The organism is Nitrospira lenta (genome assembly GCF_900403705.1).
GTDB classification, from domain to species: Bacteria; Nitrospirota; Nitrospiria; order Nitrospirales; family Nitrospiraceae; genus Nitrospira_D; species Nitrospira_D lenta.
In genome coordinates, this window is the sequence record NZ_OUNR01000020.1 from 1 (window position 1) to 21,661 (window position 21,661).

20 protein-coding genes are annotated in these 21,661 nt (G+C 58.7%); 12 read left to right on the plus strand and 8 right to left on the minus strand.

What is annotated here, in order from left to right; genetic code table 11:
- The 4 genes from NITLEN_RS18230 to NITLEN_RS15650 all read left to right on the plus strand — a co-directional run.
- On the plus strand, positions 1-674 hold a 674-nt coding region (locus NITLEN_RS18230; protein WP_219999480.1), incomplete at its 5' end, for a PKD domain-containing protein.
- Between the two features lie 351 nt (positions 675-1,025).
- A complete protein-coding gene (locus NITLEN_RS15640) occupies positions 1,026-2,090 on the plus strand; it encodes an Ig domain-containing protein (RefSeq protein WP_146216226.1) in 1,065 nt (354 codons plus the stop codon).
- A gap of 47 nt (positions 2,091-2,137) precedes the next feature.
- Complete coding sequence (dnaE, locus tag NITLEN_RS15645) at positions 2,138-5,599, plus strand: DNA polymerase III subunit alpha (RefSeq protein ID WP_121990581.1); 3,462 nt, start codon at positions 2,138-2,140, stop codon at positions 5,597-5,599.
- A 54-nt stretch (positions 5,600-5,653) separates the two neighbouring features.
- A complete protein-coding gene (locus tag NITLEN_RS15650) occupies positions 5,654-6,619 on the plus strand; it encodes an acetyl-CoA carboxylase carboxyltransferase subunit alpha (RefSeq protein WP_121990582.1) in 966 nt (321 codons plus the stop codon).
- 14 nt (positions 6,620-6,633) lie between these two features.
- On the opposite strand, the gene NITLEN_RS15655 is transcribed toward NITLEN_RS15650, so the two are convergent.
- Positions 6,634-7,197, minus strand: coding sequence for a hypothetical protein (locus NITLEN_RS15655; RefSeq protein ID WP_181416919.1), 564 nt, complete (start codon positions 7,195-7,197; stop codon positions 6,634-6,636).
- Positions 7,198-7,320: 123 nt separating this feature from the next.
- Here NITLEN_RS15655 and NITLEN_RS15660 point away from each other — a divergent pair, with 123 nt between their 5' ends.
- Positions 7,321-7,710, plus strand: a complete 390-nt coding sequence (locus NITLEN_RS15660; RefSeq protein WP_121990584.1) for a hypothetical protein — start codon at positions 7,321-7,323, stop codon at positions 7,708-7,710.
- On the opposite strand, the gene NITLEN_RS15665 is transcribed toward NITLEN_RS15660, so the two are convergent.
- From NITLEN_RS15665 to NITLEN_RS15675, 3 genes are read right to left on the minus strand one after another with little or no spacing between them, the layout of a single operon-like run.
- Positions 7,707-8,927 (minus strand): TIGR03862 family flavoprotein, encoded by a 1,221-nt coding sequence (locus tag NITLEN_RS15665; RefSeq protein ID WP_121990585.1) that lies wholly within the window; start codon positions 8,925-8,927, stop codon positions 7,707-7,709. The genes NITLEN_RS15660 and NITLEN_RS15665 overlap by 4 nt on opposite strands.
- A 40-nt stretch (positions 8,928-8,967) precedes the next feature.
- Positions 8,968-9,348 (minus strand): DUF488 domain-containing protein, encoded by a 381-nt coding sequence (locus NITLEN_RS15670; RefSeq protein WP_121990586.1) that lies wholly within the window; start codon positions 9,346-9,348, stop codon positions 8,968-8,970.
- Positions 9,348-10,187, minus strand: coding sequence for an aldo/keto reductase family protein (locus NITLEN_RS15675; RefSeq protein ID WP_121990587.1), 840 nt, complete (start codon positions 10,185-10,187; stop codon positions 9,348-9,350). Before NITLEN_RS15675 ends, NITLEN_RS15670 begins: the two co-directional genes overlap by 1 nt.
- A 576-nt stretch (positions 10,188-10,763) precedes the next feature.
- Here NITLEN_RS15675 and NITLEN_RS15685 point away from each other — a divergent pair.
- The 4 genes from NITLEN_RS15685 to NITLEN_RS15700 all read left to right on the plus strand — a co-directional run bounded on the left by NITLEN_RS15685 (position 10,764) and on the right by NITLEN_RS15700 (position 13,772).
- Positions 10,764-12,071, plus strand: a complete 1,308-nt coding sequence (locus NITLEN_RS15685; protein WP_121990589.1) for a BamA/TamA family outer membrane protein — start codon at positions 10,764-10,766, stop codon at positions 12,069-12,071.
- A gap of 103 nt (positions 12,072-12,174) precedes the next feature.
- Positions 12,175-12,489, plus strand: a complete 315-nt coding sequence (locus NITLEN_RS15690; protein ID WP_121990590.1) for a hypothetical protein — start codon at positions 12,175-12,177, stop codon at positions 12,487-12,489.
- 205 nt (positions 12,490-12,694) lie between these two features.
- Entirely contained in the window at positions 12,695-13,039 is a 345-nt protein-coding gene (locus NITLEN_RS15695) for a hypothetical protein (RefSeq protein ID WP_121990591.1), read from the plus strand.
- A gap of 157 nt (positions 13,040-13,196) precedes the next feature.
- Positions 13,197-13,772 carry a DUF4136 domain-containing protein gene (locus tag NITLEN_RS15700; protein WP_181416920.1) on the plus strand — a complete coding sequence of 192 codons (576 nt, stop codon included), beginning with the start codon at positions 13,197-13,199 and terminating at the stop codon, positions 13,770-13,772.
- A 39-nt stretch (positions 13,773-13,811) separates the two neighbouring features.
- Here the strand turns inward: NITLEN_RS15700 and NITLEN_RS18595 are convergent, their stop codons facing one another.
- The 4 genes from NITLEN_RS18595 to NITLEN_RS15715 all read right to left on the minus strand — a co-directional run bounded on the left by NITLEN_RS18595 (position 13,812) and on the right by NITLEN_RS15715 (position 17,295).
- Positions 13,812-13,940 carry a hypothetical protein gene (locus NITLEN_RS18595; RefSeq protein ID WP_281267832.1) on the minus strand — a complete coding sequence of 43 codons (129 nt, stop codon included), beginning with the start codon at positions 13,938-13,940 and terminating at the stop codon, positions 13,812-13,814.
- A gap of 132 nt (positions 13,941-14,072) precedes the next feature.
- Positions 14,073-15,839 (minus strand): DEAD/DEAH box helicase, encoded by a 1,767-nt coding sequence (locus NITLEN_RS15705; protein WP_121990593.1) that lies wholly within the window; start codon positions 15,837-15,839, stop codon positions 14,073-14,075.
- A 227-nt stretch (positions 15,840-16,066) separates the two neighbouring features.
- The gene (locus NITLEN_RS15710; RefSeq protein WP_121990594.1) at positions 16,067-16,750 is read right to left on the minus strand and encodes an inorganic pyrophosphatase; all 684 of its coding nucleotides are present in this window, start codon (positions 16,748-16,750) and stop codon (positions 16,067-16,069) included.
- A 293-nt stretch (positions 16,751-17,043) separates the two neighbouring features.
- On the minus strand, positions 17,044-17,295 hold the full coding sequence (locus NITLEN_RS15715; RefSeq protein WP_146216227.1) for a hypothetical protein: 252 nt from the start codon (positions 17,293-17,295) through the stop codon (positions 17,044-17,046).
- An 18-nt stretch (positions 17,296-17,313) separates the two neighbouring features.
- Here NITLEN_RS15715 and hrpB point away from each other — a divergent pair, with 18 nt between their 5' ends.
- The 3 genes from hrpB to NITLEN_RS15730 all read left to right on the plus strand — a co-directional run bounded on the left by hrpB (position 17,314) and on the right by NITLEN_RS15730 (position 21,455).
- Positions 17,314-19,839, plus strand: coding sequence for an ATP-dependent helicase HrpB (hrpB, locus tag NITLEN_RS15720; protein ID WP_121990596.1), 2,526 nt, complete (start codon positions 17,314-17,316; stop codon positions 19,837-19,839).
- An 82-nt stretch (positions 19,840-19,921) separates the two neighbouring features.
- Entirely contained in the window at positions 19,922-20,539 is a 618-nt protein-coding gene (locus NITLEN_RS15725) for a hypothetical protein (protein WP_146216228.1), read from the plus strand.
- A 124-nt stretch (positions 20,540-20,663) separates the two neighbouring features.
- Positions 20,664-21,455, plus strand: coding sequence for a pseudouridine synthase (locus tag NITLEN_RS15730; protein ID WP_181416921.1), 792 nt, complete (start codon positions 20,664-20,666; stop codon positions 21,453-21,455).
- The last annotated feature ends 206 nt before the right edge of the window (positions 21,456-21,661 follow it).

Genomic DNA, 21,661 nt, shown 5'->3' on the forward strand with positions numbered 1-21,661 from the left:
CCGTCTCACCGACCTTTACTGTTGATCGAGACGGAACCTATACGGCCCAGCTGATCGTCAATGACGGCACGGTGAGCAGCACCCCCGATACCGTCAACATCACAAGCGACAATGTCGCCCCGGTGTCCAATGCCGGCCCCGACCAACTTGGCAAACAACCCGCATCCGTCATCGCTTTAGATGGTCTCGGTAGTTCCGATGCCAATGGTGACCCGCTCACCTACAGTTGGTCGCTCACCAAACCGGTAGGCAGTGCGGCAACTCTCGTCAATCCGACCACCGCATCACCGACCTTTACGGTTGATCGAGAGGGTAATTACGTTGCACAACTCATTGTGAATGACGGCACCGTGAATAGTTCTCCCGACAGCGTAATTGTGACCGTTACCAATGTGGCGCCTATTGCCAACGCCGGCCCCGACCAAAGCGGCCAAACAGTAGCAGCGCTGATCCACCTCAGTGGTAGCGCCAGCACTGATGGCAACGGAGATCTGCTCACCTATAGCTGGACATTGATAACTAGGCCTCCAGGCAGCGTGGCAACTCTGGCCAATCCAACCACTGTCTCGCCGGCATTCACCGCAGATCTTAGCGGTTCCTACACCGTCGAACTCGTCGTGAGCGACGGCCAAGTAAGCAGTTCACCAGACACCGTGACCATCATTGTTAATTAACTAGTAGGGCTGAGGGCATTGTGAAGTACTCCCACAATGTTCCCTCAGCCCATACTCACTCCTCCCCTCCCCCTTCGTAGGGCAGACAAACTCAGGGTTGTTTCGGTATGATGCGCGAATAATTTCAACCGAGAGCAAACCGGCCATCAGCCGGTACTTGCGAAGAGTGCAGTCAGATTTTACTGCCATAACTTTGAAGAGATCGTCGTGCGGATATTTGCGTTGACGCGCAACACAGAGACAGCCCTTGCGAATCAGTGGACTCTCGCCCTGATACTTCTGCTTGCAGTTGGAGTTGCGGCCTGCGGCGACGTCTCTAATGCTCCGACCCCAGCACCAGGACCAGGCGCTTTGACGATTACCGCGACGGCTCTGCCGCATGGGACGGCAAATCTACCCTATGCCGAAACAGTAGGACCATCGGGAGGCATTTCGCCATACAGCTTGTCAGTGACTCCCGCGCTTCCGGCCAATCTCTCGCTAAATCAAACCACGGGTATTATTACAGGAACGCCCGTCGCTCAAAGTAGCGGGACCTATACCTTCACGTTGCAAGATGCCTCGGTACCTCCACAGTCAGTACAAAAAGCCCTTGCACTGACAATCAACCAGGCGGCAGCCATCCTATCGATTACCACTCCATCGCTCCCCAGCGGGAATGTCGGTCGAGCCTATAGCCAGACTGTCCAAGTTGCCGGCGGGGCTGGTGCGCTGACATGGAGCATCCTTCCCGGTGGCGTACTGCCACAGAACGTAAATCTGAATCCGTCGACCGGTGTAATTTCTGGCACGCCGACGGCGCCAGGCACATCGACTTTCACCGTACGGGTCACCGATACGACAGGGCAAGCTGACCAGCAGGCCTACTCGATTCTTATCAACCCAGCAACTCCGCCGAATATCACGACCATCTTGCTTCCTGGTGGAACAGTCGGACAAGCCTATAACGAAACACTACAAGCGACAGGCGGAACAGGAACCTTAGCTTGGAGCCGCAGTGCTGGATCACTTCCCGTCAATCTCACCTTGAGTTCGAGCGGAGTCATTTCAGGCACTCCGACCAACACGGGCACGGCAACCTTCACCGTGCGAGTGACGGATGCACTATCACAGTCAGATACCCAACAGTTTTCAATCTCCGTCACCACCGCACTGACGATTACAACCACCTCCATAGCGAGCTGCCGAGTTAATCGCAATTGCAATCGGTCATTGGCTGAATCCGGAGGCACAACTCCCTACACATGGAGCCTCAATGCTGGCTCAGAGGGGCTTCCGGCTGGTTTGTCATTGAGCCAGGACGGCGTGATCAGCGGAACCGCTACGGTTATTGGATCAACATCACCGACGTTCAGAGTGCAGGACTCAGCCGGCCGATCCGTCACCAAGCAACTAACGGTCACAATTACGTCCTAATTGACGTCGGTTTGACTTCCCCTTCCCTGCCCTCCTAGAATCCGACCATGGCTTCGTCCTTCGTTCATCTCCATCTGCACACCCAGTTCAGCCTCCTCGACGGCGCGAATCAGATCGAGCCGCTCGTGCAGCAGATCAAGTCATTTGGTCAGCCGGCCGTGGCCATGACCGACCATGGCAACATGTTCGGCGCGATCGAGTTCTATCGCAAAGCCAAGGATGCAGGGGTCAAACCCATCATCGGATGCGAAGCCTATATGGCGCTCGGCAGCCGCCATGCGAAGAAGGACAGTGGGCTTGCCCATAACGATTACTACCATCTGATTCTCCTGGCTCGAAATCTGACCGGCTATCAGAACCTCATCAAGCTTTCTAGTAAAGCATACCTTGAAGGGTTCTACTATAAGCCTCGGATGGACAAGGAACTTCTCAAGGAACATCATGAGGGGTTGATTGCCTTGTCAGGCTGCCTCAGCGGCGAAATTCCTTACCTCATCGGCCAAAAAGACATGGACGGCGCCATAGCCGTCGCAGGGGAATTTCAGGAGATCTTCGGGAAAGAACATTTCTACCTCGAAGTGCAGGCCAACGGTCTCGATCACCAGCGCATCGCCAATGCCGGCCTGATCGAAATACACAAGAAACTCAACATCCCAATGGCAGGCACCAACGACTGCCACTACCTCAAAAAAGAAGACTCCCATCCGCACGAGCTGATGCTCTGCCTCCAAACCGGCAAGACGCGCAGCGACCCGAACCGGATGAAGTTCGACACCGATCAGCTCTACGTCAAATCGACGGAAGAAATCACGCCGGCCTTTGCCGAATTTCCCGGTGCCGTCACGAACACCTGCCGCATCGCGGACAATTGCGACCTGGAGCTCGTCCTTAACAAGACGCACCTGCCGCAATACAAAGTCCCGGAAGGCTATACCCGCGAATCCTACGTCGAGCAGCTGGCCATCGAAGGACTCACGGCCCGGCTGAAAGAACGGCCCAGCACGATCCTGCCGGCCGCCTATGAGTTGCGACTGCGCGAAGAGCTGATGGTTATTTGCTCCATGGGCTTTGCCGGCTATTTCCTGATCGTCTGGGACATTATCCGCTTTGCTCGCTCACGCAATATTCCAGTCGGACCGGGACGCGGTTCGGCGGCGGGCAGTCTCGTCGCTTATGCACTGCGCATCACGGACCTTGATCCGCTCGTCTACAGCCTGCTCTTCGAGCGGTTCCTGAATCCAGAACGTGTGTCCCTCCCCGATATCGACATGGACTTCTGCATGGATCGCCGCGGCGAGGTGATCAACTATGTCGTAGATAAATACGGCAAAGACCACGTCGCCCAGATCATTACGTTCGGCACGCTCGGCGCGAAAGCCGCGATCCGCGATGTCGGTCGCGTGCTCGAAATCCCCTATGCCGAAGCCGACAAGGTCGCCAAGCTGATACCCAACCAGCTCAACATGACCCTGCAACAGGCGCTGGAGCAAGAGCCCAAGCTGATGGAGTTGGTCAACACCGACGCCCGCATCGCCGAGCTCATGAAAGTCGCGCAATCGTTGGAAGGCCTGGCGCGGCACGCCTCGACCCACGCGGCTGGCGTCGTCATCTCCGAAGGCCCGCTGACCGACCATGTGCCCCTCTACAAGGGGGCCAACGACGAAATCGTGACGCAATACACGATGGGCGATGTCGAAAAGATCGGCCTGGTCAAATTCGACTTCCTCGGGCTCAAGACCCTGACCATGATCCACCGGGCGGAGATTCTTATCAACGAAACGCATCCCGATCAGCCTCCGCTCGCGGTGGAACAGCTCCCCTTCGACGATGTGAAAACCTTTGAACTCCTTTCGTCCGGCAAAACCACCGGGATCTTTCAGCTGGAAAGTTCCGGCATGCGCGACCTGCTCACCGGCTTCAGACCGGACCGATTTGAAGACATCATCGCCATCATCGCCCTTTACCGCCCCGGTCCGATGGACCTGATTCCAGACTTCATCAAGCGCAAGCAAGGCAAAATTCCGATCACCTACGAGACGCCCGAACTTGAGCCGATCCTGAAGGACACCTATGGGGTCATCGTCTATCAGGAACAGGTCATGGCGATCGCCAACAAGATCGCTGGCTTCTCACTAGGACAAGCCGACATTCTCCGCCGCGCGATGGGCAAGAAAAAGCCGGAGGAAATGGAGAAGCTGCGCGTCAAATTCCTGGAAGGCGCGAAGAACAACAAGATCGCCGAGAAGAAGGCGGACAAGCTCTACGAGCTGATTCAAAAGTTTGCCGGCTACGGATTCAATAAGTCGCACGCGGCGGCCTATGCCGTCGTCTGCTATCACACGGGCTACCTCAAGGCGCACTACCCGACTGAATTCATGGCCGCGCTCATGACCACGGACATGGGTAATCAGGATAAGATCGTCGGCTACTTCACCGAATGCCGCGATCTCGGCATCAAGGTGCTGGGGCCCGACATCAACGAGAGCGGCAAGAACTTTACGGTCATCGACCGCGCTATCCGATTCGGCATGGCAGCGATCAAGAACGTGGGCGAGGGAGCGGTCGAATCCGTCCTGGCCATTCGCGCAGAGAACGGCCCGTTCAAATCCTTTTACGACTTCTGCCGGCGTGTCGACCTGCATAAAGTGAATAAGCGCATGCTGGAAGGCCTGATCAAGACCGGCGCCTTTGATTCCTCCGCCGCGAAACGGGCGCAGCTGATGGCCGTGATGGACCAAGCCGTCGAAGACGGCGCAGCCGCCCAGCGCGAGCGCGACCTGGGACAAACCAGTATCTTCGGCGATGAGCATAGCGGGCCCGACACCTCAGCCACGCTGGCGACGCCTCCACTCCCGCCGATTGCTGAGTGGGATCAAGCACTGCGATTAAAATATGAGCGGGAGCTGACCGGGTTTTACATCACCGCCCATCCACTCACCCGATACGAAGCGACACTCAAAGCCCTCTCGACAGCCACGACCGTCGGCTTGTCGGACGTGTCCGACGGGAAAGAAGTCAGAATCTGCGGCATCATCGCCTCGGTCAAATCGATGATTACGAAAAAAGGCGATCGGATGGCCTATCTGAACGTCGAAGATCTTCACGGGACGGTCGAAGTCATTGCCTTCCCCGATCTCTTTAAAACAGCCGGCGAGCTGATTGCGCCGGAGCGGCTGGTGCGCATCACCGGCACCATCGATCGCGGGGACAAAGGCACCAAGCTGCGCGGCGTGAAGATCGAGCCGCTCGCCGAGGTGCAGACGCAGTCAATCAAGCGCGTACAGATCAGATTGTCGAATCGATCGGAGACCACCGATCAACTACCGAAACTGCGCGACATTTTCACGCGCTATCCGGGCAACACCACCGTGTCGCTGACGTTGTCTATGGAAAATGCCCTGGAAGCCGATACGGTCCCTCTGCCGAACCATACGATTTCACCCAGCGAATATTTCGTAGCAGACGTCGAAGAAGTGCTAGGCAAAGGGGCCCTCTCTTTGCTATCTTAGTGTACGTAATTGGGGGTATGCCTCCATAGGATTCACCCTGGAATACCGAGCTCCATGCGCGACTATCTCGAATTTGAAAAGCCTGTTCGCGAGATCGAAGAAAAGATCGAAAAGTTAGCGGCGGCCAATTCAGGCAAGGCCTCCACGCAGGAAGAAATCAGGAAGTTGCGCGGAAAACTTGCGCAAGTCGAGCATCAGCTCTATAGCACATTGACCCCCTGGCAGCGGACCCAACTCGCCCGCCACCCTCAGCGCCCCAGCACACTCGATTACATCAGCGAGCTCAGCCGCGGATTTTTGGAACTCCATGGGGATCGCTCATTCGGAGACGACCGAGCCATTGTCGGGGGATTTGCCAAGTTCAACGACCGGACGGTCATGATCATCGGCCACCAGAAGGGCAAGACACTGAAGGAACGCATGCAGCGAAACTTCGGCATGCCCAATCCTGAAGGCTATCGGAAAGCGTTGCGTCTGATGCGATTGGCAGAAAAGTTCGGCCATCCCATCCTGACCTTCATCGATACCCCGGGAGCTTACCCTGGGATCGGCGCAGAAGAGCGCGGACAGGCGGAAGCGATCGCCAGAAATCTTTTGGTGATGTCACGCCTGAAAGTCCCGATTCTGTCCGTCGTGATCGGCGAAGGCGGAAGCGGCGGCGCACTGGCGCTCGGAGTCTCAGACCGCGTTCTCATGCTGGAACATTCGGTCTATTCGGTGATTTCTCCGGAAGGATGCGCGGCTATTCTCTGGGACAACCCCGCTAAGGTTCCGGATGCGGCCATGGCCCTTAAGATCACGGCCCAGGATCTGATGGGTCTCGGCGTGATCGATGAAATTATTCCAGAGCCCTTAGGCGGAGCGCACCGCGAACCCAAGGCCGTCTGCGACCGGGTAGCCAAAGCCCTCACCAATCAACTGTTCCAACTGCTCGATCTCCCGCACAACGAACTCCTGAACCAGCGCGATCTCAAATTCCGCAAGATGGGCGCCGTTGAAGGACTAGTCGCGCAGGCGTAACCCGCAACAATGCTCTATTCCAGCAAGCCCGTGCTTTTTAATCGCTGGTGAATTGCCGCCTGCATGGCTGAGGCCACTTCCGTTCGGCAGGCATCCAAACTCGAATCTTGCAGATAGCGATCCACCGTCCGCGGCAGTTTTTTCCACCAGGCCTTCGCTGAGATCCGCGCCTGATCCGCTTCAACACCACCCCCAACAAGCAGCTTTCGAATCTCCTGTTCAAAGAATGCGACGTGGGTTTCCTCGTCGTCCACGATGGACTGCATGTCCGGACGCAATCCAACCAGCAGCTTCGCAAACTCCAGCCCCAGCGCTTCGTATCCGAACAACAGCACGGCCAATGACGGCCACTGGTGCGGCACCGTCGGCAACACCTCACGCCCCCAGGACTGATAGCCCACCAGCGTTTCAAAATGTTTTAAATGCTCTTCCTCATCGGCTTCGTGCTGCTTGAGAAAGGCCAAAACATTCGCCGGCACATCGCGCAACTGCGCCGCCCGCACAGCCCACAGAGCCATGGCCTCGGCTTTCAAGAAACGTTCGAGAATCGGCCGCTCGCTACTAGGAGGAATGGTCATCGACACACTGGCAGCAAGAATGAGGTTGAACGATCTGACGCAATACCGAACCGGTTGCACAGAGACACGACACTGAGTAGGATGCCCACGCGCTCACCTCTGCCTTGTCGAAAGGACACCCACATGCCGTCAGACACTCCACATTTCGCACCCATGATTCTTTCCTTCGCACTGCTCGCGGGATGCGCATCCATGGGAAATCCCCCTGACGATCTGATGAAGCATGTCCCGCTGATCGAAATCGGAAAACCGGAACCAGCCGACAAAAATTACATCCTCTACATTCCAGGAGGCAAGACCATCCCTGTTCAGCTGGCGGTGAAAGGCCCCCTCGTCGTCAATCCTGGAGAAGCCACCACTCGCATCCAACTAACCCAGAGCCTCTACATTTATAAGGAATGGTCCAGCCTCGACGGAAGGAACTGGACCCATCAAGCCTTTCAAGGGCGAGTCTCGATTGGCCTGGCCCCACAGGGAGGCATCGTCGAAGTTTTCGTGAGCCGACCGGATTAACGCGGCTTCAACCATTCCACCGCCCCTGCTCCGGCTGCGCGGCCACTGGCAAAACAGGCCGTCAAGAGATACCCGCCCGTTGGGGCTTCCCAATCCAGCATCTCTCCGGCGCAAAACACCCCCGGCACCTCACGCAACATCAACCTGGCATCCACCGCTTCAAAAATGACTCCGCCGGCCGAGCTGATCGACTCCGCCAGCGGTCTGGTCGCAATCAGCTTCAACGACAGCGACTTGATCGCGGCGGCTAGCTTGGCCGGATCGGCAAAGTCCTCTTTTGACACGACTTCGCGCAACAGCCCGACCTTCACTCCGGCCATACCCACCCGCCGCTCCAAATGCGTCGCCATGGTTTTTTTCCCGCGCGGCTTGGCAAGATCGTTCGTCAAACCGTTGAGGTCACGGTCCGGCGCCAAATCCAGCCGCAAGGCTGCGAATCCCTTGGTGGCAATTTCATCGCGCAACAGTGCGGACATCGAGTAGATCACGCCGCCTTCCACTCCGGTCGTCGTCACGACGAATTCGCCCTGCTGCCACTTCTCGCCGCCCGCCGGAGTCTGAATTTTCAACGCCACAGACTTGACCGGGTGGCCCGCAAACTTGTTTTTGAAAATCTCCGTCCAAGCAATGTCGAACCCGCAGTTGGCCGGTCGTAACGGACTCACCGAGACGCCGCGCTGAACGAGCCACGGCACCCAGGCCGCATCTGAACCGAGTTGCGGCCAACTCCCGCCGCCCAGCGCGAGAATGACCGCATCGGCACGAACGATCTGATTGCCTTCGGGGGATTCGAATTGCAACGCGCCCTGCGCATCCCATCCGCGCCAGCAATGCCGCACATGAAACCGAACGCCAGCCTGACGCAGCCGCCGCAGCCAAGCCCGCAGCAACGGCGCCGACTTCATATCTTTCGGAAACACCCGGCCGGACGATCCCACAAATGTCTCAATCCCTAGTCCCTTGACCCAGGTGCGCAGCGCCTCAGGTCCAAAGCTCGCCAGGAGTGGCGCAATCTGAGTCCGCCGTATCCCATACCGCGACAACATTTTCTCGACCGGCTCGGAGTGCGTGAGATTCAGCCCACCCTTCCCGGCCAGCAAGAATTTCCGCCCGACCGACGGCATCGCGTCATACAGGTCCACTTGGGCTCCCGCTGCGCTCGCACTTTCCGCGGCCATCAGGCCAGCCGGACCGCCTCCGACAATCGCAATCTTCATCGGGCCCACCGCGATCCGTTTCCATAAATCTTCCGCATCGTCATGTCGCGCGTCGCTTTCCTGTGGTTGATTGTTTCAAAACTAGCTGGAGCACTACCGCCTGATTGAATCGTTCGTCCCGGGCAGAATACACCAGCGTGACAGGGCCTTCCTTCGCTTGCTGTCTGACGGTATCAAGCAACGGCTGCTGTTCCCGTAATTCCGTCCGATACCGCTCGCAAAATTCTTCCCACTTGGCCGGATCATGATTGAACCACTGCCGCAAAGCCGTGGACGGGGCAATGTCTCGCATCCACAGATCAATACGCGCCGCGACTTTCGAGACACCCCGCGGCCAGAGTCGATCCACCAGAATCCGATATCCATCGCCCTCAGCAACCGGCGCATAGATGCGCTTGATTCTGACCAGGGTCGAGGCCATTACAATCCAATCGTTTCAATCCGCTGCAACTCTTCCGGCGTCAAGGTGAAGTGATCCGCCGCCAGGTCTTCCTTCATGTGTTCTGGATTCGTGGTTCCCGTCAGCGGCAACATCCCGATCTGCATGGCGAATCGAAAGACAATTTGCGCGAGCCCAGCCCCGTACTTTACCGCCATTGCGCGCACATCAGGCTCTGTAAAGACCTCACGATTCGCCGTGAGAAGCGAGAAGCCCTGATAAATGATCCGATGTTCTCGACACAGATCCCGCACCTCTTTGTCCCAACCGAAGGCGGCATAGCAGCGATTCTGTACGACCATCGGCTTGTGCCTGGCCTTGGCACAGAGCAACGCGAGCTGTTCAGCCGATACATTGCTAATACCGATCATTTTGGCCTTGCCGGAATCGTAGAACGACTCGATTGCCGCCCAGACCTCCCAATCTGCCGCGCCCAATCCCCTCCTGGAATAGGGCCCGTGCAGGACATAGGAATCGAGATAGTCGGTGTGGAGATGCGACAAAGAACTCTGAAAGGACTGACTGACCTGGGTCGTAAGATCGGCCGTCGCCTCATAGGGCGTCCGGTGGTCTTGCCCGTCAACCGAGGTAAACTTGGTCTGAAGAAACAGCGCGTCCCGCTTGACCCCTTGCGTGGCCAAATTGAGTAACGCATCCCCGACCATGGCTTCTTGATAATGAATCAACTGGTTGGCTGTATCGATTGCCGTAAAGCCTGCCGCCACGGCGAGTTGCACCAACTGGCTCGTGGCCTCTTTCTTCCAGGCCGTGCCGTACATAAATGAGGGAATCGAGATACCGTTATATGCTGTCAACGTCATGACATCGCCTCCTGGGCGCATGCTGACGGAAACCACCCCTCCCTGTCCAGCGGGATCGAGTCCATATCGCAGCCATGCGCCAGACCATCCGGCCGCCGCTTCCCATGGGGAGGCATCTCCCCATGGACTCTGCTATACTTCACAGCATGTATCGCTGGATTCTGCCTCAGATGCTCATGATCGGCCGGCTCGCGCTCCTGATCTGCTTGTGGACCACAAGCGACCGAGTGATTGATCTGGTATTTGAGGAGCCGGACGTGGCGGTCGCCACCGAGGCGTCCGCAGACGAGCCGGATAATGCCGCAGAACACCTGCTCATGCCATCCGAGCGAACGGTTCACTCACCCTCCGGTACCCTCACCTCGGCCACGGCCACTGACCTAGATACGTGGTCTATAGCCATCTCGGCAGTAGACCACGCGGCTCCGAGAGCGGCACCGCCGCTGCACACACCTCCTAAAAACACACCCGCTTCCTTTTCCGTACCTCTTCGCATCTAGACCCATCCGGCGTCTCCACGCTCGCGCTCGTCTCGTTGATCGACGGGCGCTTTCTTCCTAACCACGGAGGCCTGTGATGCGGCATGCGTATGCCTTTTTAGGTTCCTCACCTATTCGCGTTCGGTTTTGGCTCGCGTTGAGCCTCATATGGACACTGAACTACCTGACCGTATTCAACGTGGCCCTCGCTGCCCAAGACACGGCAAACGACGACATCGTCTCGATCACTACGGTCCAGATCGAAGGACTCGTCCATACGGAACAAGCCACCATTCTTCGGCTGCTGCCTCGGCCCTTACCAGCCGAATTCACCCGCGCTGAGATCGAAGAATTTGAGCGGCGTGTGCGCAACCTGAGCCTCTTCGATCACGTGCAGGTTACGCGCGACGGCCGCTCGCTGACGGTTGCCGCCCAGGAAAAGATCACTCTGGCGCCGATCCTGAATTTTACGAGCGGCAGCAGCACAAAGGATCTGAACGCCACCATCGGCCTGGTGGAATACAACCTGTTCGGCACCGGCACGCAACTCGGCGGGCAGTTCAATTACAGCCAACGCGGACCGAACGTCGATCTATGGATCTCACAACATGGCTTTGAGCCGGATCGGTGGGCCAAAGAGATCAAAGGCTCGTATAACGTGAACGGCATCCGGTTTGCCGACTCCACGACAACCTGGACGCGGAACCGGTTCGGGGGCGAGTTGGAACTGAAGGGACCATACCTGTATGGCTCGCCATTGCGGTATGAAGTGGTCCTGAAAGCGTACCGCGAGCAGATCGAGGACCTGAACGGTGCCCGCCGCCCGCCCAACGGATACTATGTCGGCGTGATTCCTGAACTGACATGGGACAAATACCACTGGCACGATCTGGTGCCGAGCGGGTATCGCATCGCGCTCGAACTGCGACCCGGCTTCATGTTCGGCGCCAATCAGCAGCGCCATGAAGCCAAATTGCGCTACCTCCAGGGCATCCCCATGGGGGCCACCACCGTATTCATGATCAACAGCGTAGCGGAGGCCGTAAACAACAGCGGAAACCCCAATCATAGCCTCTTGCTCGGGAGCATCGCGGGCGTGCGGGGACTGTCCGACAATCTGTATCGCAATCGCGCACAGGCCTACGCCAATCTGGAAATCCGGCACGCCATTTCAGTCGCACCACGCTGGGCCGTACAAGGCGTCCTGTTCTCTGACTTCGGCACATTTCAATCATTCAACGAGGACGGCACACTTCACGACTGGCGGAGAGCAATCAATGTGGGAACCGGTATACGCGTCGTCCCCACGTTTCTCTCCAATACCCTCTTGCGGGTTGACGTGGGCCATCTTTTCTCACCAAATCACAACACGCTGGTGCAGATCGGCATCACTCAGTATTTCTAGTCGGGGCATGAAATGGTACGGCGAAGCGTCCATGACTGTTGTTCCAAACCGCCGGCAGAGCTGCTAGAGTGCGGCGCACGCGAACAATACAGAGCAAACGACTATGGACAGCGACGAAACACTTCCCCTTGTCGAACTGAGAGTCACCCAGGGCTACAGCCAGGCCAACCCCTGGGTGATCCAGGCGATCTCCGGATTCTTATCGGCCTATTTTATGGAATACCCAGGCTTTCGGGTTCTGAGACACGCCGATGAAGCTGCGTCGGGTATGCACGTGTGGACCTGTGAAATTCCCACTTCCCTGAAAGTGCCTCGCCTGCTCAAACGGCTGCAAGCCGACATCCCGCCATCTACGGTGACTCCACCAAGCGAAACAGCCCCGTCACCAGCGCAATACATCATCGATACCGCCATCTGATTTTCGCAAGCCCTTCTCCCTGCAGCGACAAACCCGCATCACTGCCAACCCGCCGATAGGCCTTACCCTGTAGTTGCCCAGCCTATTGGGATTGTGTAAAAGTTATCTACATCTTCTGACATCACCATCGCTGGTCGGCACCTGGAGTTCAGAAATCCGGTCGCCCTTAGGGTGATGCCGTTAACAACACAAGCCTGGAGCGTTCATGGCACTGTCGATGCGCAGCAAGGTACTTCTTCTGAGTTTGAGTTTATGGTCCCTGAGGAGCGGCGTAGCTCTCGCGACTTCGTTTTGTGCCGTCTACCCATGGGGGCAAGAATGTACCTTTACCAATTATGACGCCTGTGTTGCCGCGGCCGGCAGCGACGGCGGATGCATCTTCAATCCTCAACAGGAAACGCCGCCTTCCGATAACAAAGCTTTTTGCCTCGTGACGGATTCTTACTCAAAATGTGTATTCGATGATGCGCCGCCTTGCCGCCTGGCGGCCAACATAGAAAACATCCAAGGCTCGACCAATGCCGAATGCCGGGAAAATCCAAATCATTAATCACCCCTATCGCTGAGACGCATGACACCTCCAGGCAGCCATCAGAGCCGAAGGTCATGGCAGAAGGGAACACAACGACATAATGGTCAGATATCTACTCATCGCAATGACGATTGGACTCTTGGGCGCGGGAGGTTGTGCATCGTCGGGGCTTACCGTGGCAACCAGTTCAGACCCCGTCACAGATTTCTCCGTATTTCGGACGGTGGCGTACTCAGGGATTTCCGATAGAGGGCGGGAAGTCGGCCCGTCAGACTCTTCACCGATCCGACTGCGCATCAAGAACATGGTTCATGACCAATTAGTTGCCAAGGGAATCCAAGAGGTTGAACTGAAAGAGCACCCCCAGCTCCTCTTGCATCTATTTTATGGCGTCAAAGACTTAATCCGCGTGCAACAGCACTACACCGACGCGTATTCCTACGGTGAGCCTGGTGTCTATGGGAGACTGGGCTCCTATGACTATCCCGACGAGGCCTACGGGCTCTATGGCCTCCAAGGGCGAACCTATACGTATCATGACGGTACCTGGGTGCCTGTCCCGCTAAGTTACGAGACAACGCATGAGGACTATGAAGGGACGTTGATTATTGACTTGGCTGAAGCGCCCACTCACAAGCTGGTATGGCGGGCGGTGATTCGAGGAATATTGAAAGATAGCTTGGAGCAGAACATGGAACGGGAAGGTCAGGGAATTGCCACCGCCTTCAAGGACTATCCGCCCCAGCGCTGATAGGGGCAACTCGCCGAGCCCTGCGACAGCGTTGCTAGATTACCGGCGAGGCTGGAACCACTCCAACACGCGCTCACAGGCGGCTTCGAGCGGGCGGTCGGCCATGACGGCAATGCCGGCCACAGCAAGAAGAGTCATCACCAAACTAGTTTCGTCAAAGTCAGTCATGGGGAGCGCCTCCTGTTGAGACGTACCCTATCTCACTTGTCGGCAACACGGTAGTCCCCGAAAGAGGGGACCAGTTAAACCCAACGACAATCCACTCCCCCTCCTTTCGAGGGGTGAGCGGTCGTCTCGTATTTAATCGCGGAAGAGTCTCACGGCCACCTTCTGACCCTTGATCCTCGTGCGGCCCAATGCTTCGATCACGTCGCGCGCCATGGATTCAGGAACTTCCACGAGCGAAAAGCGTTCTTCGATTTCGACGCCGCCGATCTGAGCGGATCCCAGCTTGGCTTCATTCGCAATCGCACCCACCAAATCCCCCGGCCTGATACCTGCGGCACGGCCAGCGCCGATGTAGATCCGTGCGGAGTTCGGCGTGCGACCGCCGGTCGGGCGCGCACTTGGACGACCCTGTCCCTCCCTGGGGCGAACCCCGCGCGACATCTCTCCTCCGGACATCGGCGACGGACGCCGCATCCCCGGACGAGCATAGTCCGGACGGGAATAGTCCGGCACTCGGGCTTGCACGGAAGGAATCTCCTGCTCTTCCGCATCGCCGCCTTGCGCCTGATGCGCCAGCTTCACCGCTGCCGCCGCGACATCGACCAATTCAAAATCTTTGGCCAGCACCGTGACGACCGAACGGAAATGTTCCACATCACCAGCGGCCAGCAGCTCTCGAATCGACGTCAGCGTCCGTTCGATCCGCTTGGTCCGCAGATCGGCCACGCTCGGCACTTGGGCGACAACAATTTTCGCCTTGGTCAACTGTTCGATATTCCGCAGCAACCGGTGCTCGCGCGGTTCGACGATGGTAATCGCCTCCCCTTCGCGGCCGGCCCGGCCGGTGCGGCCGATCCGATGCACGTACACTTCGGGGGAAGACGGCAAGTCGTAATTCACCACATGCGAGACGCTCGGAATATCCAAGCCGCGCGCCGCGACGTCCGTGGCCACCAGAATTTGCGTTTGCCCGGACTTAAACGCGGTCATGACGCGGTCCCGCTGCGGCTGGCTCATGCCGCCATGAATCGCTTCCGCGCGATAATCCCGTCCCGCCAAACCGGCCGTCAGTTCATCGACCTCCAACCGGGTCCGGCAGAAGACCAGCGCCGATTTCGGAGCCGCCAGATCCAGCACCCGTATCAAGGCCGCCACTTTGTAGGGACGATTCACCACATACGCTGTTTGCAGCACACGCGGCGCCGCTCCGGCCTTAACCAATTCTTTGGCAATCTTGATCTCGACCGGATTTTTCAGATGACGATGGGCGATCGACGCAATGCGCGGCGGCATCGTGGCGGAAAACAGCGCCGTCTGCCGCTCCGGGGGCGTCTGGGTCAGAATTGCCTCCAGATCGTCGGCAAAACCCATATCCAACATTTCATCCGCTTCGTCCAGCACCACCATCTGCACATGCTTCAGCTGCAGCGTGTTCCGTCGAATATGGTCGAGCGCCCGCCCAGGCGTGGCCACCACGACATCCACTCCGCGCTTCAGCGCATAGAGTTGCGGCCCGATCGCCTGGCCGCCGTACACCGCCAACACCGAAATCCGCAGCTCCTTGCCGTACCGCTGCATCGCTTCGCCGACCTGAATCGCCAGCTCGCGCGTCGGCACCAGAATCAGGGCCGCCGGGCGCTGCTTCGCGCCATGCGCCAGCCGCTGCAACATCGGCAAGGCAAACGAGGCGGTCTTCCCGGTTCCGGTGGCCGCCTGCCCCAACAGATCGCGGCCGGCCAATAACGGAGGAATGGACTCCCGTTGAATCGGCGTGGGCTCTTCATACCCCAGCGTATCCAGTGTCGCCAGCAACGAGCCTTCAAGGCCGAGCGCGGCGAAGCCGGGAGAAAACCCATGAACGGAGGGGGCAGTGGACGGCTCAGTGTGATCGGATTTCATATAGCCTAGGCGGCACCTTTCTGGTGTGAGCAGGATGCTGAACAAGTCCGCCAGCGGCGTTCTCGCTTCACTCAGAGGCTCGACGTACCGACCGGTACGCCTCGCCACTTCGTTGGCTGCGGCCTGGCTGGACAGCCTTGTTGAGCATCCTGAAATTGCGCTGAACTCAGCTCCATGCTGAAGCTCGTCGCTCTATGTCTGGCAGCGGCCGAGTTGTCCGCTGCCTGTTAGACCGACATGTGCTTGGGCCACAACGACTCAAGCTCAGGAAACTTTTTACGATAATCGGCGTGACTGGCGTGAATGACTTTCATCGCTTCTTCGCGCCCATACACGCTGGTAATCTCGACTTTGTGTTGCACCGAACCCGGCGCCATCTTGTAGGTCAAGAAGTAATGTTGCAACCGGTCGATCAAGGCGATCGGACAATCGCCGATATCTTTGAAATCGCCGTAGGCCGCATCATCCTTCATCACCGCGATAATCTTGTCGTCGGCTTCGCCGCCGTCGGCCATGCTGAATCCCCCGATGGGAATCGCCGTGAGTAAGATATCGCTATGGGCGATCGTCTTCTCCGTCAGGACGCAAATGTCCAACGGATCGCCGTCGCCGACCATATTCTTCCGCTTTGCCCGCTTGCCGAACAGCCCGGCCACTTTTTCGCCGCAATAGGTTTGCGGAATAAGTCCGTAATACACCGGACAGAAGTTAGAAAACCGCTGCGGACGATCTACCTTCAAAAATCCGCTGTCCTTATCGACTTCGTATTTCACGGTGTCGGTCGGCACAATCTCGATATAGGTCGTCACCACGTCCGGCGCCTGCTCCCCGATCGACACGCCGTGCCACGGATGCGCCTTGAACATCAAACCCATCAATCGCTGAATTGGATCCATCCCCGAACGCCCCATCGACTCCTCCTGAGCTGAATGCTAATACCCACGCGCCGGCATAGGCCGAACGCAGTTGCCTCAACTGAGTACACGATGCTGAATGAGAGACCGTGAAACGGATCGCGCGGCCGGCCGGTTCCGCACTCATCGACAGCCGCAGGCACGAACCGGCCCGGCAGCTGACTCGCTCCACGCCGCAGACCGAAGCCTGCGCGCCCGAGCGGCAGCATACGTAGGCCGCCTACCAGCAACAAGATGCGGAACGGTCTCTTTCGCAGAGGACAACGAACAACGGACAGGAGGATAAACGGCTAGTCGTCTTCAGGCAGTTGAATCGGTCCGGCCCATTCCCCTTTGGCCAGCGCCACTTCCTGATACCCGCCATCAGGCCACTGAAACTGTCCGACCTGGTCCACTTCCACGATAAACGGGTCGGCCTCATGCGCCGCTCCCCGAAACCAATACCATCCAGCCACTCTCGGCTTGTCGAGAGTCCACTGATAGCCCGCCATCTCCTCGATCCTCTCGTGCTTCCCCACGCGGTCTGCTACAGTCTGCTCCACGTGAGGTTGCACCCTATCATGTCTCGGCTCCCAATAGAAGATGTCCTTTCGGACCTCCGCCACGCGCTCATTCGGTCCCCCAACGGGCTGCTGACCGCCCCACCTGGGGCCGGAAAGACCACTCGCGTGCCGCTGGCCCTGCTGGACGCCCCCTGGCTCCAGGGCAAGAAGCTCCTCATGCTGGAGCCGAGACGCCTGGCCGCTCGGGCCGCCGCTCATCGTATGGCGGCCACGCTCAACGAGGGTGTCGGCGACAGGGTCGGCTATCGCATGCGCCTCGATACGAAGATCGGGCCCACAACCCGCATCGAGGTGGTGACCGAAGGCATTCTGACCCGCTTGCTCCAACAGGATCCCTCGCTCAACAGTTATGGCGCCGTCCTCTTCGACGAGTTTCATGAGCGCAGCCTTCAGGCTGACACCGGCCTGGCGCTCTGCCTCGAATCACAGCGGCTCTTCCGTCCCGATCTGCGCCTGCTCATTATGTCGGCCACATTGGATTGCGGACCAGTCAGCCAACTCCTGGGCGGTGCACCGGTCATCACCTGCGAAGGCCGGATGTTTCCAGTCGAGACCAGATATCTCGACGATCCCCTCACCGGTCATCTCGATAGCGCGGTCACGAAGGTGATCCGCCGCGCGCTGGCGCGGGATCAGGGGAGTTTGCTGGTCTTCCTGCCGGGCATGGCCGAAATCCGGCGCGTCGAACGTCAGCTGCTCGATGCGAATCTGGAATCGACCGTGCATATCGCGCCGCTTCATGGCGATCTTCCTCAGGATGCGCAAGATGCCGCCATCGCCCCGGCGCTTCCAGGCACGAGGAAAATCGTGCTGGCCACCTCGATCGCCGAAACCAGCTTGACGATCGACGGGGTGCGGATCGTCATTGATGCAGGCCTGTTGCGCGTACCGCGCTTCGACCCACGATCCGGGCTCACGCGATTGGACACGATTCGCGTCACCCAGGACTCCGCCGACCAACGGCGCGGGCGGGCCGGACGAGTGGAACCGGGCGTTTGCTACCGGCTCTGGACAGAGCGAGAACAGGCCTCGCTGGCGGCCCGGCGACCTCCGGAAATCCTGGATGCCGATCTGACCTCGCTCGTCCTAGAGCTGGCTCTTTGGGGAACCACCGACCCGGCTGAACTCTCATGGCTCACCACGCCGCCTTCAGGATCGGTCACACAGGCAGCGGATCTGCTGATCCGGCTGGGCGCGTTGGATCCAACGGGACATATCACGGCTCATGGCACCCGGATGGCCGAGCTGGCGCTGCATCCCCGCCTCTCCCACATGTTGCTGCAAGCCGGGCCGCTGAACCTCACCGACCTGGCTTGCGATCTTGCCGCCCTGCTAGGCGAGCGCGATCTGCTCCGAGGACCGGCAGGTCGGCAGCAGGCCGACATACGCACCAGACTCGATATTGTGCACGGACAACACAACCATGCCGCAGGCGCGACCGTCGATCGCGGGGTTCATCGTCGCATCACCGGCACGGCAGAGATGTGGCGGCAACAGCTTTCTCGCCGCTCAACCACAGCCTCCCCACGGACCGGCCGGAATCAACAGGGCGTCGGAACCCTGCTCGCCCTCGCCTATCCTGATCGGATCGCGCAACGGCAAGCCGGCACCGACGCGCGCTATGTGCTGGCCAACGGGCGCGGAGCCCTCTTCGCTGCCCCCGATCATCTCGGATCGGAACCCTATCTCGCCATTGCGGAACTGGATGGTGGCGCGCAATGGGCCAAGATCGAGCTGGCCGCGCCTATTTCGCAGGCGGAAATCGAGAGCCTCTACGCAGACCAGATTGTCGAAACCGAAGCGGTCAGCTGGGATGAGAAGACGCAAGCCGTCCAGGCGCTGCGCCAGCGACGCTTAGGCGGCCTGATTCTCTCGCAGCAGAACCTGTCCAAACCGGATCCCGCGCTGATCGCAACCGCCTTGCTCCAAGGGGTGCGCCAGGCTGGATTGCATGCACTGGCCTGGACGCCGGAACTGCGCCAGTGGCAAGCGCGCGTACAGTTCCTCAGACGGACTGACGGCCCCGATTCACCATGGCCCGATCTGTCCGATGAGCACTTGTTGCAGCAGCTGGACCAATGGCTCGGCCCGTATCTGCACAGCATCACGACGCTGGATCGCGTGAAGCGGATGCCGCTCGATCAGCCGCTCCACGCGCTGCTAAATTGGGATCTTCAACGGCAACTCGACCGCCTCGCACCGACGCACCTGACGGTTCCGAGCGGCTCGAATATTCGAGTGGACTATGAGAGTGCCGAGGTGCCCGTGCTGGCCGTGCGCTTGCAAGAACTCTTCGGCTGTCAGGACACTCCCCGCGTGGCAGGAGGGAAAATTCCCGTCATGCTCCATCTCCTTTCACCGGCGAAGCGCCCGGTCCAGGTCACGAAAGATCTGGCCAGTTTCTGGGCCAACGCCTATCAAGACGTCCGCAAAGAACTTCGCGGCCGCTATCCGAAACATCCCTGGCCCGACAACCCCCTCACCGCCCCGCCGACGGCAAAGGCCAAGCGGCGCGCGCACTGAATCCCATCATTGGTAGGGTAGACCCTTCAGCCGGACTCCTCGTATAGTGACGGTCATGCGCAGAAGGCTCATGGTGCTCTTCATGGCCGTCCTCCCACTCGTCTCGACCTCGCTCAGGGCGGAGTCCGGTGCCCCGCTGCCGCCGCCGACCTTCGATATCCCATTCGATGACATTGATCCGGTCGTGGCACAGGCGGAACTCACGCAGCACATCACCGTCTTCCTGAACAGGCTGCAGACGTCTCGGGGGTCAAGCCCGGAGGTGATTCGCGACCAGGTGACCGGAGACGTTGAACGGGATGAACGGGATACTCTCGTCGTAGGAAAACACTTCGCGGACCACGGCGTGTTGGAAGGCTACGAGTTCCAGGAAGGATCGTTGGTCGCCGGGCACTATCTCGTGCTCCAGCGCCCGGTCAACGGATTGAACGAATTCATCGACTATTACGCAGCGCTGAAACGATCCCTGAGCGAACACTATGGGCAACCTCGAGAGGATCGAATTGTCTGGACGAACGATCTCTACCAGCCGCTTCCCGACTATTGGGGAATTGCCGTGCAGATGGGCCACCTCCGTTACGCCGCCAGATGGGATACGCCTGCCGGCATGATCACCGTCGAACTCACCGGCAACCACCACAGTCGGCTTGCCATCGACTATCGGAGCCACGCTGTTCTCGAACCGTCTCGAAATACCTAGCGCATCGCCGCTATGCCCTCCCTCAACCAGCCACAGGCCTCGATGCCTTGAGGCGGCCGCCAAACCCAGCTACACTGCTGAAAAGACCAGTGTCGCTACAACCTAACCCATGAATCGAAAACCCGTGAAACCAAACACACCACCGCATACGCTGCCGTCTCAGGCGCCCCTCGAAACCGCGCTATCGGATGATCCCAAGCGAGTCACGCTCGACCGCCTCTTCTCAAAACTGGGGTTGGCCAGCCGGAGCGTCGCGCAGGAATGGATTCATGCCGGCCGGGTCCGCATCAACGATCGCGTCGTACGGACCACGGACGCCTGGGTCGCCTGGCCGGGCGACAGCGTCTCGCTCGACGAACAACCGCTTCAGCCAAGCACGCAACGGTTCGTGCTGTTTCACAAACCTAAAAGCGTGGTGACGACGCGCCAGGATGAGAAAGGGCGAACGACTATCTTCGATGTGCTTCCCGAGGAATTGCAGACGCTCCACGCAGTGGGACGGCTGGATCAAGCCACCAGCGGGCTTCTCTTGCTCACCAACGACACAGCGCTCTCCAGCTATCTCACCGACCCGACGAACAAGGTGCCCCGCCGGTACCTCGTCACCGTACGCGGCGAAGTCACGGAAGAGACCCGCCAGGACAGCGTCGCGGGTCTGACGGATGAAGGGGATCTATTGCATTGCGAGAGTGTCACGATTCAGAAACGATCCGGGCGGGAATCCCATCTCGACGTGACGCTGACGGAAGGGAAGAATCGGGAGATCCGGCGGCTCTTCAAAGCGCTGGGCCATGAAGTAATCCGGCTGCGGCGCATTCAATACGGACCCTTCACGATCGACGACCTGCCGCCCGGCGCCTGGCGTGAAATTCCGATCGCAGAAGCAAGAACGGCTCTGTCCCTCTCATCCTCATGAGACAGGAGCACCGACAATTTCAGTCCCTCCCCTTTGTAAGGGGAGGCCAGGAGGGGTAGAAGATCTCGAGCAGGGACGCCGTGTCAATGGACTTGCTCACACGGCAGCCGGAAGATTCGACCTCCCCTACCCCCTCCTTAGCAAGGGGGGGAAAAGATGGAATCGCCTCCGCATGAAACTCGGATACACCAACTGTTCAGCAACCG

Bases quoted from the DNA above. Each gene is read 5' to 3' on its own strand.
- dnaE (WP_121990581.1), top strand. From the start codon at position 2,138: ATGGCTTCGTCCTTCGTTCATCTCCATCTGCACACCCAGTTCAGCCTC.
- NITLEN_RS15650 (WP_121990582.1), top strand. From the start codon at position 5,654: ATGCGCGACTATCTCGAATTTGAAAAGCCTGTTCGCGAGATCGAAGAA.
- NITLEN_RS15655 (WP_181416919.1), bottom strand. From the start codon at position 7,197: ATGACCATTCCTCCTAGTAGCGAGCGGCCGATTCTCGAACGTTTCTTG.
- NITLEN_RS15660 (WP_121990584.1), top strand. From the start codon at position 7,321: ATGCCGTCAGACACTCCACATTTCGCACCCATGATTCTTTCCTTCGCA.
- NITLEN_RS15665 (WP_121990585.1), bottom strand. From the start codon at position 8,927: ATGAAGATTGCGATTGTCGGAGGCGGTCCGGCTGGCCTGATGGCCGCG.
- NITLEN_RS15670 (WP_121990586.1), bottom strand. From the start codon at position 9,348: ATGGCCTCGACCCTGGTCAGAATCAAGCGCATCTATGCGCCGGTTGCT.
- NITLEN_RS15675 (WP_121990587.1), bottom strand. From the start codon at position 10,187: ATGACGTTGACAGCATATAACGGTATCTCGATTCCCTCATTTATGTAC.
- NITLEN_RS15685 (WP_121990589.1), top strand. From the start codon at position 10,764: ATGCGGCATGCGTATGCCTTTTTAGGTTCCTCACCTATTCGCGTTCGG.
- NITLEN_RS15690 (WP_121990590.1), top strand. From the start codon at position 12,175: ATGGACAGCGACGAAACACTTCCCCTTGTCGAACTGAGAGTCACCCAG.
- NITLEN_RS15695 (WP_121990591.1), top strand. From the start codon at position 12,695: ATGGCACTGTCGATGCGCAGCAAGGTACTTCTTCTGAGTTTGAGTTTA.
- NITLEN_RS18595 (WP_281267832.1), bottom strand. From the start codon at position 13,940: ATGACTGACTTTGACGAAACTAGTTTGGTGATGACTCTTCTTGCTGTG.
- NITLEN_RS15705 (WP_121990593.1), bottom strand. From the start codon at position 15,839: ATGAAATCCGATCACACTGAGCCGTCCACTGCCCCCTCCGTTCATGGG.
- NITLEN_RS15710 (WP_121990594.1), bottom strand. From the start codon at position 16,750: ATGGGGCGTTCGGGGATGGATCCAATTCAGCGATTGATGGGTTTGATG.
- hrpB (WP_121990596.1), top strand. From the start codon at position 17,314: ATGTCTCGGCTCCCAATAGAAGATGTCCTTTCGGACCTCCGCCACGCG.
- NITLEN_RS15725 (WP_146216228.1), top strand. From the start codon at position 19,922: ATGGCCGTCCTCCCACTCGTCTCGACCTCGCTCAGGGCGGAGTCCGGT.